The organism is Winogradskyella pulchriflava, from assembly GCF_042434315.1.
GTDB classification, from domain to species: domain Bacteria; phylum Bacteroidota; class Bacteroidia; order Flavobacteriales; family Flavobacteriaceae; genus Winogradskyella; species Winogradskyella pulchriflava.
The window spans coordinates 140,972-155,289 of record NZ_JBHLTQ010000002.1 but is presented as its reverse complement, the minus strand read 5'-3'; the positions used below and the strand labels follow the sequence as shown (position 1 = coordinate 155,289).

At 35.0% G+C, this 14,318-nt stretch carries 11 protein-coding genes; 7 read left to right on the top strand and 4 right to left on the bottom strand.

Features of this window, described 5'->3' with window-relative positions:
• From ACFFGA_RS05850 to ACFFGA_RS05820, 7 genes are all read left to right on the top strand, one after another.
• Nucleotides 1-2,139 carry a bi-domain-containing oxidoreductase gene (locus ACFFGA_RS05850; RefSeq protein ID WP_386061043.1) on the top strand — a complete coding sequence of 713 codons (2,139 nt, stop codon included), beginning with the start codon at nt 1-3 and terminating at the stop codon, nt 2,137-2,139.
• Between the two features lie 557 nt (nt 2,140-2,696).
• Nucleotides 2,697-3,884 (top strand): delta-aminolevulinic acid dehydratase, encoded by a 1,188-nt coding sequence (locus tag ACFFGA_RS05845; protein ID WP_386061041.1) that lies wholly within the window; start codon nt 2,697-2,699, stop codon nt 3,882-3,884.
• Nucleotides 3,885-3,891: 7 nt separating this feature from the next.
• Nucleotides 3,892-4,590 (top strand): WecB/TagA/CpsF family glycosyltransferase, encoded by a 699-nt coding sequence (locus tag ACFFGA_RS05840; RefSeq protein WP_386061038.1) that lies wholly within the window; start codon nt 3,892-3,894, stop codon nt 4,588-4,590.
• 276 nt (nt 4,591-4,866) lie between these two features.
• Nucleotides 4,867-5,970 carry a non-hydrolyzing UDP-N-acetylglucosamine 2-epimerase gene (wecB, locus tag ACFFGA_RS05835; RefSeq protein WP_386061035.1) on the top strand — a complete coding sequence of 368 codons (1,104 nt, stop codon included), beginning with the start codon at nt 4,867-4,869 and terminating at the stop codon, nt 5,968-5,970.
• 56 nt (nt 5,971-6,026) lie between these two features.
• Nucleotides 6,027-7,106 (top strand): MraY family glycosyltransferase, encoded by a 1,080-nt coding sequence (locus ACFFGA_RS05830; protein WP_386061033.1) that lies wholly within the window; start codon nt 6,027-6,029, stop codon nt 7,104-7,106.
• Nucleotides 7,107-7,206: 100 nt separating this feature from the next.
• Nucleotides 7,207-7,968, top strand: a complete 762-nt coding sequence (locus ACFFGA_RS05825; RefSeq protein WP_386061030.1) for a polysaccharide biosynthesis/export family protein — start codon at nt 7,207-7,209, stop codon at nt 7,966-7,968.
• 3 nt (nt 7,969-7,971) lie between these two features.
• Complete coding sequence (locus ACFFGA_RS05820) at nt 7,972-10,305, top strand: GumC family protein (RefSeq protein WP_386061028.1); 2,334 nt, start codon at nt 7,972-7,974, stop codon at nt 10,303-10,305.
• A gap of 12 nt (nt 10,306-10,317) precedes the next feature.
• Here the strand turns inward: ACFFGA_RS05820 and rpe are convergent, their stop codons facing one another.
• The 4 genes from rpe to ACFFGA_RS05800 form a co-directional block, all read right to left on the bottom strand.
• On the bottom strand, nt 10,318-10,980 hold the full coding sequence (rpe, locus tag ACFFGA_RS05815) for a ribulose-phosphate 3-epimerase (RefSeq protein WP_386061025.1): 663 nt from the start codon (nt 10,978-10,980) through the stop codon (nt 10,318-10,320).
• Nucleotides 10,981-11,337: 357 nt separating this feature from the next.
• On the bottom strand, nt 11,338-12,201 hold the full coding sequence (locus ACFFGA_RS05810; RefSeq protein WP_094967995.1) for a sigma-70 family RNA polymerase sigma factor: 864 nt from the start codon (nt 12,199-12,201) through the stop codon (nt 11,338-11,340).
• A 93-nt stretch (nt 12,202-12,294) separates the two neighbouring features.
• Nucleotides 12,295-12,669 (bottom strand): hypothetical protein, encoded by a 375-nt coding sequence (locus ACFFGA_RS05805; protein WP_386061022.1) that lies wholly within the window; start codon nt 12,667-12,669, stop codon nt 12,295-12,297.
• A 68-nt stretch (nt 12,670-12,737) separates the two neighbouring features.
• Complete coding sequence (locus tag ACFFGA_RS05800; RefSeq protein WP_386061019.1) at nt 12,738-14,159, bottom strand: glycosyltransferase family 2 protein; 1,422 nt, start codon at nt 14,157-14,159, stop codon at nt 12,738-12,740.
• Between the last annotated feature and the right edge of the window lie 159 nt (nt 14,160-14,318).

Here is a 14,318-nt window from a genome sequence, read left to right as displayed (position 1 = left end):
ATGCAACAACTCACACAAAAACTAGGTTCTGGCGATATGATTATTCAAGAAGTGCCTTATCCACAATTAGGAAAAGGTATGGTCATCGTTAAAAACCATTATTCTATTATAAGCGCAGGTACCGAAGGATCTACGGTTGTTGCCGCCAGAAAAAGCTTAATAGGCAAGGCAAAAGAGCGTCCGCAACAAGTAAAGCAAGTTATAGACACACTAAAAAAGCAAGGCCCTGTACAAACCTACAGAGCGGTAATGAAAAAACTGGATGCCTATTCTCCTTTAGGTTACAGTTGTGCTGGTGAAGTGATTGAAGTAGGCGAAGGAGTCACAGAATTTGAAATTGGTGATAAAGTAGCCTGTGCTGGTGTTGGTTATGCCAACCATGCGGAAATCGTGGCAGTGCCAATCAACCTATGTGTAAAACTTAACGATGCTACCAATCTTAAAGATGCAGCATATAACACTTTGGGAGCAATTGCAATGCAAGGCGTGCGCCAGGCAGATTTGCGTCTGGGTGAGTCTTGTGTCATAATTGGTTTAGGCTTATTAGGACAATTAGCAGCACTTATTCTTAAGGCGTCTGGTGTTACGGTTATAGGCATTGATGTGTCTGAAGCGGCAGTACAACAAGCCGTGGAAAATAAGGTGGTCGATTTAGGATTTACCAGAAATGCCGCTGGTATAGAAACACAGATTCTCAATGCTACCAATGGCTATGGTGCAGATGCAGTGGTTATTGCTGCAGCTACAGATAGCTTAGACCCTATAAACTTTGCAGGCGCAATAGCACGCAAAAAAGGAAAAGTAGTAGTCTTAGGGGCTGTGCCAACAGGGTTTGATCGCGACCCGTTTTGGTACCGTAAAGAGTTAGAACTTAAAATGGCATGCTCTTATGGACCGGGACGTTACGACCTTAACTACGAAGAAAAAGGCATAGACTATCCGCTACCTTATGTACGTTGGACGGAAAAACGAAATATGGAGGCCTTCCAAAACCTCATAGCGACAAAACGCATCGATATAGGCTACCTTACAACACACGAGTTTGAGTTCGATAATGCTAAAGCAGCCTTTGATTTGGTCGTATCCAAAACAGAACCCTTTACAGGTATCGCTTTAAAATACGACACAAGCAAAACAGCGACTAAAGAAAAAATTACAACCTCGTCAACCGATAAACTCGGAAAAATAAACATTTCATTTATTGGTGCTGGGAGTTATGCACAGGGGAATTTATTACCAAATATTCCGGAAACGGATGAGGTAGGCAGAGTAGGTGTGCTCACCAACACCGGAACAACCTCAAAACGCGTAGCAGAAAAATTTAAGTTCCAGTTTTGTGCAACGGAAGAGTCAGACATACTAAACGATAAGACCAATACCGTTTTTGTGGCAACACGTCATGACTCTCATGGTGCTTATGTATTAAAAAGCTTAGAGGCCAATAAAAATGTCTTTGTAGAAAAGCCTTTATGCCTTTTAGAAACCGAACTCAATGCCATTGTGGAAGCGCAGGCTAAAGCGAATAAAGCGGTAATGGTAGGTTTTAACCGTAGGTTTTCACCATTAACTACAAAGCTAAAAAAGGCCATTGGTAACAATCCAATGACCATGATATATAGAATTAATGCTGGTGCCATTCCTAGTGATAACTGGATTCAGGATTTAGAAATTGGTGGAGGTAGAGTGCTAGGGGAAGTTTGTCATTTTATAGATTACTTAACCTATCTCAACGGAAGCTTACCGACCAAAATTTCGGCATCCGCATTGCCAGATGCGAATCAGCTCAACGATACCTTAAATATTTTAATTCAGTTTCAAAATGGTTCATCAGGAGTGGTAGCATACTATGCTAACGGTTCCAAAGCCATGACTAAGGAATATGTTGAGGTGTTTTCAGCAGGAATGTCGGCAACGCTTAATGACTTTAAGGAATTAAAAATCTACGGAAAAGGAAAACCTAAAAAGTCTAAAATCTTAAATCAAAATAAAGGCCAAAAGGAAATGGTTAATGCCTTTGTAAACGGACTATTGGCAGAAGGTAAAGCACCAATCCCTTTTCAGGAAATAGTGGCGGTTACCAAAGCATCTTTTAAAGTGTTAGAATCTGTAAAGCAAGGAGGAGCGCAAGTTGATATTTAATAATCGTCAGTTCGAGTGTCCCGAACGTTTACATCGGGATGTATCGAGAATTATTTAACAAATAAAACGAGCCTTCCCTACCAAAAACTAAACGAATTGACAATATTAAAATTTAAAAAAAGCTTTCAAAAATTAAAAACCTACTGTGAAGCCGAAGATTTTAAATCTCTGCTAATAAATGACCTTCGAGGGTTGAGCGTAAAACATACAGTGAAGCGAAGGGTTAAACAACTGCGAAGCACATCATGAGTTCTTAAACAATGAAAATAGACGAATAAAAATCGTTAGCTTTTAATCACAATAATGTATTAGATATTAAACATAGGAAAACAATACACTCAAGCTTCTCATAAACTTTATTTTTGTGCCGAAGCGAGCCTAATGTTTAGCGAAAGCATCGGCAGTCTTGACTTTTTTGGTTCGTTTTTTGGTCAAGCAAAAAATGAATATAGCTTATCAAACATTAAATTTTATCAATTGTATATAGGTTAAAAATAAAGACCTTAAATTTGATGTTTTGAAAGGCATGCTGTATTATCTACCAAAAACTAAACGAATTGACAACAATAAAATTTAAAAAAAGCTTTCAAAAATTAAAAACCTACTGTGAAGCCGAAGACTTCAAAGGTTGGGACCCTTACGATGGCATGAACTCTAAAATCTTTCAGGCACTACCATTAAAGCATTGGGATTTAGCACGTTTGGCTTGGATTCAAGGATTCAAACGAAGTCCTATAAATTTTAGAAAAGTACTTTTAGTACCCAAACAGCACAATTCCAAAGGCATCGCTTTATTTCTTTTAGGCTATTGCAGACTATATCAGGCAGCCCTTAATGGAAAGAAGGATTTTGGTACACAAGCAGAGCTTTTAGAACACATCAAATACATCACCCAACTGCTTTTAGACATGAAAGCCGAAGGCTACTCAGGGGCATGTTGGGGCTATAATTTCGATTGGCAAGCCAGACGTCTGTTCTTGTTCAAAAAAAATACACCAACAGTGGTGGCAACGGCTTTTGCGGTTGAAGCCTTGGTAGAGAGTTATAAAATAACACAAGACCCTAAAGTTCTGGAGGTCATTAAATCCTCAGCGGATTTTGTGCTCAAAGACCTGTCTCGTACACCGCATAAAGATGGTTTTCTGTTTTCTTACAGCATCAAGGACGGAAACAATACCGTAATCAATGCATCATTATTAGGAGCTAAGATTTTAAGCTTTGTGTACCACTATACAAAAGAAGAGTCCTATAAAAACTTGGCGGCTACGGCTGTAGATACAGCATGCCAATTACAGAATGAAGATGGATCGTGGATTTACGGTTTGCTACCTATTCAATCATGGATAGATAGCTTTCACACAGGATTCAATTTAGATGCAATTGAAACCTACCAACAACAAACGGGAGATAAAACTTTTCAAAAATATATAGATAAAGGCTGGAAATATTACGTCGATAATTTTTTTGAAGCGGATGGTAAGCCAAAATATTACCACAACAAAACCTATCCTATAGACATACATTGTCCGGCTCAGGTTATTGTTACGGCTTCAAAATTAAGTCAGTTCAAAAATCAAGAAGACCTACTGGAGAAAACCTTGGATTGGACCGTAAATAACATGCAATCCAAAAAAGGGTATTTTTACTATCAGGTAAAAAAAGGAATGAGTTCTAAAATTCCATACATGCGCTGGAGCAATGCCTTTATGTTTAACGCTATGGCACATTTTTATTTAGAAGCATAACAACCTCATGAAATCAGAAACTTTAAATGGTGTCATTACCTATGCTCCCAATTCCAGAGAGGAGCTCATAGACTATGCCTATCAGCATAAAAAGATTTTAGTGGCGGTTAATGCCGAAAAAATCTTGCACGCTACAGACCAGAGTAGGGCAATCATAAACCGAAATTTGGGCTACCCAGATGGTATTGGTGCGGTTTGGGCATTGCAAAAAAAAGGGCACAAAGAGGTCGTTAAAATTCCTGGGTGCGAGCTGTGGTTAGACATTGTACAAAAACACCATAAAGACAAGTCATTTTACCTCGTAGGTGGCAAACAAGAAGTCATTGAAGCCACGGTAAAGCAATTACAGGCCCAATATAAAGGGATTAATATATGCAACTATAGAAACGGTTACATTAAAACAAACGCAGAAGAAAAGACGCTAATTGAAGATATTATAAAACATAAGCCAGATATCGTGTTCGTCGCTATGGGTTCACCTAAACAAGAGTTGTTAATGGAGCGTATTCAAAAACAACACCAGGCGGTTTACCAAGGTTTAGGCGGAAGTTTCGATGTATATACAGGCAATGTAAAGCGCGCTCCGCAATGGTGGGTAAAAAATAATTTAGAGTGGGCTTATAGGCTTATCAATCAGCCTTCAAGGATAAAACGCCAAATTCACTTGGTAAGATTTTTTATTAATTTAATTTTGGGGAAATATTAAATTCAATAACTATGCGTAGTTTTGCATTTATATTTATAAGATTAAAATTGAGAGACTAAAAAGAGTAAAGGTGTTCCTCTGAGGCTCCTTCGACGCTCCTCCGACGCTCCTTCGACTCTCCTTCGACTATGCTATCGATTTTTCTTACAAAATATAAAGAATGAGTTTTTATTTGCTATAATAGGGATTATTGTAATGCTATAATGAGAATAAAGGGATAGATATTTGAGTACTGAAAATTAGAACATAAATACAACAAGAACCAAATCAATACATATGTGTAAAATCACCATAATTGCAGGTGCAAGACCTAACTTCATGAAAATTGCACCAATAATTCATGCCATTGAAGTGGCACAACAAAAAGGTGAAAAAATAGAATACAGATTAGTGCATACAGGCCAGCACTATGATAAAAATATGTCTGGAAGCTTTTTTGAACAATTGGCGATTCCTGAACCTCATGTTAATCTGGAATGTAGTGGTGGCACGCAAGCAGAACAAACCGCTGCTATACTCATTAACTTCGAAAAAGAGTTGATGGCTAACCCTGTAGATTTGGTATTGGTAGTTGGTGATGTAACCTCTACGATGGCATGTGCATTGGTCGCACAAAAGTTACATACCAAAGTAGCCCATGTGGAAGCCGGTATCAGATCCGACGATTGGACCATGCCTGAAGAAATAAACCGTCTCGTTACAGATAGTATCACCAATTATTTCTTTACCACATCAGAATTGGCAAATATAAACCTGCAGCAAAGTGGTGTTAAAGACAATCAAATCTTCTATGTGGGTAACACCATGATAGATACACTTCTAAAACAAAGACCAAATTTTAGAGCACCAAAAGTATGGTCAGAATTAGAATTAAAACCACAGTCCTACATTGTAATGACCCTTCATAGACCAGCAAATGTTGATGAAGAAGGACAACTAAAAGCAATGATGGATGAGATTATTGCCCATAGTAAGGATGTGCCGCTCATCTTTCCTGTACATCCTAGAACGGCAAAGATTTTAAGCAGACTAGAAATAGAACACCCAAGACTACACATTGTAGAACCCTTGAGCTATTTAGAGTTTAATTATCTGGTAGAACGAGCAAAAGCGGTTATTACAGACTCTGGAGGTATAACGGAAGAAGCATCCATAATGAATGTACCGTGTATGACACTTAGAGATAATACCGAACGACCAGAAACAATTACACTAGGCACCAACGAACTAGTAGGCACAAACCCCAAAGCAATTAAAAAATACTTAGATAAATTATTTAAAGGACAATGGAAAGAAGGGCAAACCATACCTCTTTGGGATGGTAAAACCGCCAGAAGAATTATTGAGGTCATTTTGGAAGTTCACCAAAATAAGCAATAACTCAACTTTTAATTTGTATCTTAGTATTCCTCTAAGATGTTTTCAATATCTATTTTATGATAAAAACATTACTCGAAAATTTTTCCCCAGAAAATAATGCTGTAGTTTGGTTAATTTGTGCTTTTATGTTAGCATTTATTATAGCACATCAAACCTTTCCGACTATTCTATATGTGGCAAAGACAAAGCACTTAATGGATGAGCCAGACAGTAGAAGTTTACATTCTAATAAAACACCAACGCTAGGAGGCATAGGTATTTTCTTTAGTCTAATTGTGGTAATGACCATTGTTGGTGCATTTTTAAATACCAAAGTGCTACTATTGGTAATGGGCGCACTAACCATTCTGTTCTTTCTTGGTCTAAAGGATGACTTAACGGTGCTTTCAGCTAAAAAGAAGTTTTTCGGTCAATTGTTTGCGGCTCTCTTATTAATTGTTTTTACAGACACACGTATTATAGGCTTTTCTAGTATTCTTGACGTTAACACCCTACCGTATTGGGTATCAATTGGGTTTACATTGTTCGTTTATATTTTAATAATCAATGCCTACAACCTTATTGATGGTGTGGATGGATTGGCAGGTACAATAGCTTTGTGTGTTAGTGGCATCTTTGTATATCTTTTTGTCAAAGCACAAGATTTAAGTCTAGCAACCATTGCAATAGCATTGTGTGGTGCTTTAATAGCCTTCCTAAGATTGAATTTTTCAAAAGATAAGAAAATCTTTATGGGCGATACAGGCTCAATGATCGTCGGATTTTTATTGGCATTCTTTACCATTAGTTTTATTAATATGGCGCAAGTAGATGAGACATCTAGCTATTATAGAGCCTCGCCTGCTTTGGCATTTGCGTTATTGTTTTATCCGCTAATAGATACATTGCGTATCTTTTTTATAAGGATTGTAATTCATAAATCAAACCCATTTAAAGCGGATAAAAATCACATCCACCATAAATTTATCAAAACCGGATACAGCCACTTAGCGACCACACTGTTAATTTGTGGTATTAGTGTACTAATTGTAGCTATTGCTTTTAATCTGTTGCACCTTGACCTTAATACACAAATAGTTTGTTTATTGATGTATGGCTCCATATTATATGCATTACCATTTTTATTAAAAAAATAACGACTTAACCTAGATTTCTACCTATTAGAATTTAAATAAGGCTTATTTTTGCAAGTCTTTTAAATGCAGTTATATTTGCCATAAATACTATTATTTTTTAATGAAAACAAAAGCTATATACCTTTTTATTGTGTTATTAACATGCTCATGTGCCTCTAAAAAAGAAGTACTGTACATGCAAGATGCAATGACAGAAGGAACAGGTAAAGTCAATTACCAAACAGCAACCATACAACCTAATGATATTCTTAAGATAACAGTAGAGAGTCTAAACCCTGAAACAACCATACCCTATAACAAGAGTGGTGCTCAAGGGATGCAGCCTCAAAACTTACAAGTAATACAATTAGAAGGTTATTTGGTCTCATTAGAGAATACCATAAAGTTTCCCGTTCTTGGAGAAATCTCAACAGCCAATCTTACTACAATACAATTAGAAAACGCTATAAGGGATAAATTAATTTCTGAAGGGCATTTGTTAAACCCAACCGTAAACGTACGTCTTGTTAATGCTAAAGTAACAGTACTCGGCGAAGTTAATAAGCCAGGTGTATATACATATACAGAGCAAAATATTACGTTACTACAAGCATTGGGATATGCCGGTGATTTAACGATTAAAGGCCAGCGTAATGATGTTTTAATTACAAGGGAAGTGGACGGTATGCGTAGAGTAGCGCATATAGATTTAACATCAGCTGAGTTTATGAATAGCGAATTTTATTTCATTAAACCAAACGATGTTATAGTAGTTAATCAAAATAACCCAAGAGTAAAAAATGCTGGGTTTGTAGGTGATGTAGGTACAGTTTTAACCATTGCATCTTTAGCACTTAGTATCACCATATTATTGTCGAGGTAAACTATGGAAAACCAATTAAATAATAATTACACCTTTAAAGAAGAGGATAGCGTAGATTTAAAACAAGAGATTGCACGTTATTTACGTTATTGGCCATGGTTTGCAATAACTTTGGTAGTAATGCTCATAAGTGCTTATATGTATCTAAGATATGCACCTCGTATTTATGAAACTTACTCAAAAATTAAAATTTTAGACGAGTCTGAAGGTTTAGAATTACCAACCTCCGCATTTATATTTAAGCGTACCAATATTAACTTAGAAAATGAAATAGAGATTATTACCTCATATCTCATTATGGAGCGTGTGGTTAGGGAATTAAACCTAAATACAAGTTTCTATGAAGAAGGTACCATACAAACAACACAAATTGATACACTACCATTACAATTTGAACAGCTTATATTACCAGATAGTATAGTTAAGCCACTGTCTTATAAAGTGCAAATAGAGAATAATGGTTTTCATATAAGTAATTTAACGACCGAAAAAGATTTTGAATTCAGTAAGCATTCTACATATAATAAAAACCACAATTTACCTTTTAACATTAAGTTAAGCGAAAATATACCTTTTAGCCAAATAGAAAATAAGGTTTTTATTATAAAGTTTAACCCTATCAAAAGTACTGCGCTTGGATTAAAAGCTAAAGTACAAGTAGAAGCAATAGGTGATTTAAGTGATTTATTAAAGCTATCTATTAAAGGTGAAAGCAAAGAGCTTTCTGAAAAAATATTAAACACACTTATGACTGTGTTTGATGATGATGGTATAACTGATAGAAAATTAGTGTCTCAGCGCACTATTGATTTTATAGAAGAACGTTTTGTTTTTTTAGCCCAAGAATTAGATTCAATAGAAATAAACCAAGAAGTTTTTAAGGAAAAAAACAATATCGTAGATATAGCTACTGATGCAGAATTAGGACTAGAACAAAGAGCACAATCAGAAGAAGAACTTTTTAGATTACAAAATCAGCTAACACTTTCTAAGCTGTTAGATAATTCTTTAAACACAAATTCAGAATCAGACTTACTTCCTGCCAACATAGGTATAGAAAATACAGGTATTAATGCACTGATATCAGAGTATAATTTAGCAGTTATAAACAGAGATAAACTAGTCAGTAGCGCAGGTGCCAACAATCCTACAGTAAGATTGGCAGAGAGCCGTGTAGCAGATTTAAAATCTAATATCAACAGATCTATAAAAGCCTATACCAACCAGTTAGAAACTTCTTTACGACAGTCTAAAAGTAGAAACCAAAAGTTTGCTGGTAGAGTATCTCAAATACCAGAACAAGAAAGATTGTTTAAGGCCATTCAGCGTCAACAAAAAATAAAAGAAAGCTTGTATCTTCTTTTGCTTCAAAAGCGAGAAGAAGCAGCAATAAACTTAGCAATTACAGAGCCTTCAATAAAGATAGTAGAGAGAGCCCTGTCAGGTACTTATCCTATTTCACCAAAGCCAAGGATTGTGTATGCAGGTGCTTTACTTGGTGGTTTACTTATACCATTTGGAGTTTTATATCTTATGTTTATGCTAAACACGAAGCTTAACAGTAAAGAAGATATCATAAAAGTATCTTCAAAAATTCCTGTTATTGGTGAGATACCTGATTTTAAAAAGCGAAAGGATATTATTTTCGATAACCCTAATGACCTTTCTCCAATTGCGGAATCGTTTAGAATACTAAGTTCAAACGTCAACTATATTTTACCTCCTGTTGAAGGTGAAAAAAAGGGGAAAGTGGTTTATTGTACCTCTAGTATTAAAGGTGAAGGTAAAACTTATGTGAGTCTTAATTTATCACTTGCTTTATCCAGTATAAATGAAAGGGTATTATTAATCGGTGCGGATTTAAGAAACCCACAAATACATGTACTTATCAATGAAGATAAGCGTAAATTTGGATTATCAGATTATCTATATGACCCTGATTTTAATTGGAGAAGTGCAATCATAAAAGGTTTTGATAAACATCCACATCACAATATCATTCTTTCTGGTAATATTCCTCCTAATCCAGCTAATTTATTAACCAACGGACGTTTTGAAAAATTAATAGAAGAGGCTAGGGATGAGTATGACTACATTATTGTAGATACAGCACCAACAGTTTTGGTAACTGATACATTATTGATTTCGAACCTAGCTGATGCTACGATATATATAGCGAGAGCAAATTATACAGAGAAAAATTTACTAAAATTCTCAAAAGAACTTAATGAGTCAGGCCGTTTAAAGAACATAGCCTATGTGATTAACGGTGTTGGTCAGAAAAATTCTTATGGTTATAATTACGGTTATAACTATGATTATGGTAATGACGGATAGTCTTCTTAAATCTTATGAATTAGCTAAGGTTTTTAGTTTTTTAATAGTAGCTGTAGGGTTATCACTTTTAAATACGTGACTACCAGCTACAAAAGTATCAGCTCCAGCGTCTACTAATTTTTCGATATTCTTATCGGTTACGCCACCGTCAATTTCAATACGAGTGTTTAACCCTTGTTGGTCTATCATTTGTCTTAGCTTCTTAATTCTTTGATAAGTTACGTCTTCAAATTTTTGCCCACCAAAACCTGGGTTAATGGACATTAACAAAATCATATAACATTCAGGTAAAATATCCTCTAAAACAGAAATTGGCGTAGTTATATTCAAAACAATACCTGCTTTACAACCAGCATCTTTAATTTGTCTAAGGGTTCTGTGTAAATGTACTGTAGATTCATAATGCACAGTTATGATATCTGCACCTACTTTTGCGAATTCTTCAATATAACGCTCAGGTTTTTCAATCATTAAATGGACGTCTAATGGTTTAGTAGCATGCTTTTTAATTGCAGCTATTACAGGCATTCCGTAAGAAATGTTAGGTACAAAATGACCATCCATAACATCGATGTGAAACCAGTCTGCTTCACTGTTGTTAACCATTTCTGTATCACGTTGAAGGTTGCCAAAATCGGCAGCTAGCATTGAAGGAGCTATTAGTTTTGAAGCCATTTTTAGGTGTTGTGTTTTAGTTTGTGCAAAGGTAATTAAAATGTGAAGTTTATCTCTTTTTGAATTGGAAAGATTTTTTGTTTTGGCAGGAAGCAGGAAGCAGGAAGCAGGAAGCAGGAAGCAGGAAGGAGAAGGTAAACTTTAAATATGAAACCGACCATTATGCAAAGCTCTAATTTTGGTGAAGTACATAAGATAGTTTGGTCCCTTCCTTTTGGGAAGGGATTAGGGATGGGCATATAAAAAAAGTGAACCCACGGTAATCAGCCGTGGGTTCTTTCATCAATCAAAAAACGAACAGTTATGTTTTGTAACTGTTGTTACCTTTATTAGGTTGGTCGTTAAATATACAAAAAACTAACCTAAATATGTTTTCAATATTTTGCTTCTAGAGGTATGTTTTAACCTTCTAATAGCTTTTTCTTTTATTTGTCTTACGCGCTCACGAGTTAAATCAAATGTTTCCCCTATTTCTTCTAAAGTCATAGGATGTTGATTTCCTAAACCAAAGTACAAACGGATAACGTCTGCCTCACGAGGTGTTAAAGTTTCTAAAGCACGCTCAATTTCTGTACGTAAGGATTCGTGTAATAAATCTTTATCAGGATTTGGAGACTCACCACTCCGAAGTACATCGTATAGGTTAGAATCTTCACCTTCAACTAACGGTGCATCCATGCTTACATGACGCCCTGAGTTTTTCATAGACTCTTTAACGTCGTTAATCGTCATGTCTAATTCCTTAGCAATTTCTTCTGCAGAAGGTGGACGTTCATGACTTTGCTCTAAAAAGGCAAAGGTCTTGTTAATTTTATTTATAGAACCAATTTTGTTTAATGGCAAACGTACAATACGAGATTGTTCAGCTAAAGCTTGAAGAATCGATTGACGAATCCACCAAACAGCATAAGATATAAATTTGAAACCACGAGTTTCATCAAAACGTTGTGCTGCCTTGATTAAACCTAAGTTCCCTTCATTAATTAAATCTGGTAATGTTAAGCCTTGGTTTTGGTATTGTTTTGCTACGGATACAACGAAACGTAAATTAGCTTTAGTTAGTTTTTCTAAAGCAATTTGGTCACCAGCTTTAATACGCTGAGCCAATTCTACCTCTTCATCCGCTGTAATTAAATCTACCTTACCAATTTCTTGTAGGTATTTGTCTAATGATGCAGTTTCCCTGTTGGTAACCTGCTTGGTAATTTTAAGTTGTCTCATTTAATTTTAAGATTTGTGCAACGCTTTGCAACGGTAAGTTGCTTTAATTATACGTATAAACACTATAAAATGTTACACAACTTTTAATTTTTTTTAAATCTTTAATAGTTTTATAGTATCAAGATTAATATCATCTATAGTTTCGTTTGTGAATTTATAATGCCCTCGTGTAGTTATTAATCTAAAACGATAAGATTTAATTTGGCTTAATGTGTTCAAAAACAGCCATTTAGATTTTAATAATCTAGGCTTTTGAGATTTTAAACTTAAATCAAAGATATGCTTTCTACCTTCTTTTTCTGCGACAATATCCGGCGTTATAGCAATAGAACTTCCTTTTTTTAGGTAAGATTTAGGAGTTTCGTAGCCTTCAATATCCGCTTTAATATTATTGTAACCTAAATTTTCTAGGTATTGAATGGAATGGGTTAACTCTTCTGCGTATTTATTTTTGTCTTGTGTTATCATAACCTATAGTATAAGGAAATTTATTGAGAAAACCAAATTTTGAGGAAGGTTATATAGTTTGTTGTCGCCTAACCTCTTGTAAGCCAGCCTCTCCTGTTTGCTGTTGCGATGGCGTAAGGTGTAATCCAGAATAAAGCAAATGTGTATAGAATACTGTAGGAATAGGCCCAGAAACCTTCAGCGGTTTTGTATTGCGTGGCAAAAAATACTGCAGAAAAAGTTGAAAATATAAGAATGCTTACTAAAGTGGATCCTAGGAATAATAACGGATGAATTAATACAAAGAATAACATAGATAGCATTAGTGGATAGCTCATTAATAATTTTAAGAATTGACTTATGAATAAAATTCTGATACCTGTTTTGTCTCCTTTTCTAAAATTAGTGAAGACATATTTTGCCATTTCAAGATTCTCTCTCACATTACTTCGTCCCCAACGAATAAACATTTTATATAGCCCAAGGTATTCTTCTGGCACATTGGTGTAAGCCACAGCGTTTTTTTGAAATAAAACATGTTTTCCTTGTTTTAAAATCATGTTGGTCATTGCTCTGTCTTCTCCAATATCCGAAGGTTGACCCATAAAACTTTGATTAATCCACTCTGATAAACAATTGTGAACTGCTGTTTTTCTGTAAGCTGCTAAAGCTCCAGGTGTACATAACACAGAGTTAAGGTTGCTTTCTGCTGAACGGACAAATTCAAAACTCATTACAAAACTTACATCCAGCATTTTAGGAAGCACTTCTTTTTTCTTATTTAGAACTCTAATGTTACCAGCAACAGCACCACAATTAGGATTTTTTATAAATGGGCTTACTAAATTTTTTAATGTATTTTCAGTAACAATAGAATCACTATCAACGGTAACAAAAACATCACCAGTACCAACATTAAAACCATAATATAATGCATGTCGTTTGCCTTTATTTTTTGGTTGTTGGTATATCTCTAAACGGTCTCCAAGTTTTGTCTTAGCATCACACATCCACTCCCAAGTATCATCTTTACTACCATCATCAATGGATATAATTTGCATTTTATGTTTAGGGTAGTTGCTGTTTGCTAAACTCATTAAGGTGTCCCAAACTTGTTTTCCTTCGTTGTATGCAGGGACAATTATAGTACACGTTGGCAACTCCTCATCGGAAACAGCTGTAATAGGTTTATACTTATAGTAATTATAGGCTTTGTAAATAAAGAATAAAGCTTTGAAAACAAATAAACTTGTACCTAATATAAGAAAGAATAACCCTAAAGTAGAACTTGTTTTGTAGGCGTTGAATTGCTCAAAATCATTATGAAAAACGGATAGAAAATAAATTCCTAACAGTAATAATAAAAAGGAACTTAATAATACAATTCTATTGTATGAGCTTTCAGTTTTGCTACTACTGCTAAAAAACAAATTAAACTCATTCGCTAATTTTTTTGATTCATTTATGAAGTTGTGATGTAGGTTAGAAAAGGCAGTTTTTAGTGAGGCCATGAATATTTTATAAAAGATTAAAAATTAATTGTTTACAGATGTACGTTAAACATTTAAAATTGGATTGTTTTTTGTAATTATTTAACACTTGAATAAAATGACCAAAAAAATAAACCCTAAATGATGTACTTCATTTAGGGTTATTTATAATAATTGAGA

Excerpts from the sequence above, each read along its gene's own strand:
- ACFFGA_RS05810 (WP_094967995.1), bottom strand. The coding sequence starts at position 12,201 with ATGAGACAACTTAAAATTACCAAGCAGGTTACCAACAGGGAAACTGCA.
- ACFFGA_RS05800 (WP_386061019.1), bottom strand. The coding sequence starts at position 14,159 with ATGGCCTCACTAAAAACTGCCTTTTCTAACCTACATCACAACTTCATA.
- ACFFGA_RS05830 (WP_386061033.1), top strand. The coding sequence starts at position 6,027 with ATGATAAAAACATTACTCGAAAATTTTTCCCCAGAAAATAATGCTGTA.
- ACFFGA_RS05820 (WP_386061028.1), top strand. The coding sequence starts at position 7,972 with ATGGAAAACCAATTAAATAATAATTACACCTTTAAAGAAGAGGATAGC.
- ACFFGA_RS05805 (WP_386061022.1), bottom strand. The coding sequence starts at position 12,669 with ATGATAACACAAGACAAAAATAAATACGCAGAAGAGTTAACCCATTCC.
- ACFFGA_RS05840 (WP_386061038.1), top strand. The coding sequence starts at position 3,892 with ATGAAATCAGAAACTTTAAATGGTGTCATTACCTATGCTCCCAATTCC.
- wecB (WP_386061035.1), top strand. The coding sequence starts at position 4,867 with ATGTGTAAAATCACCATAATTGCAGGTGCAAGACCTAACTTCATGAAA.
- ACFFGA_RS05850 (WP_386061043.1), top strand. The coding sequence starts at position 1 with ATGCAACAACTCACACAAAAACTAGGTTCTGGCGATATGATTATTCAA.
- ACFFGA_RS05825 (WP_386061030.1), top strand. The coding sequence starts at position 7,207 with ATGAAAACAAAAGCTATATACCTTTTTATTGTGTTATTAACATGCTCA.
- rpe (WP_386061025.1), bottom strand. The coding sequence starts at position 10,980 with ATGGCTTCAAAACTAATAGCTCCTTCAATGCTAGCTGCCGATTTTGGC.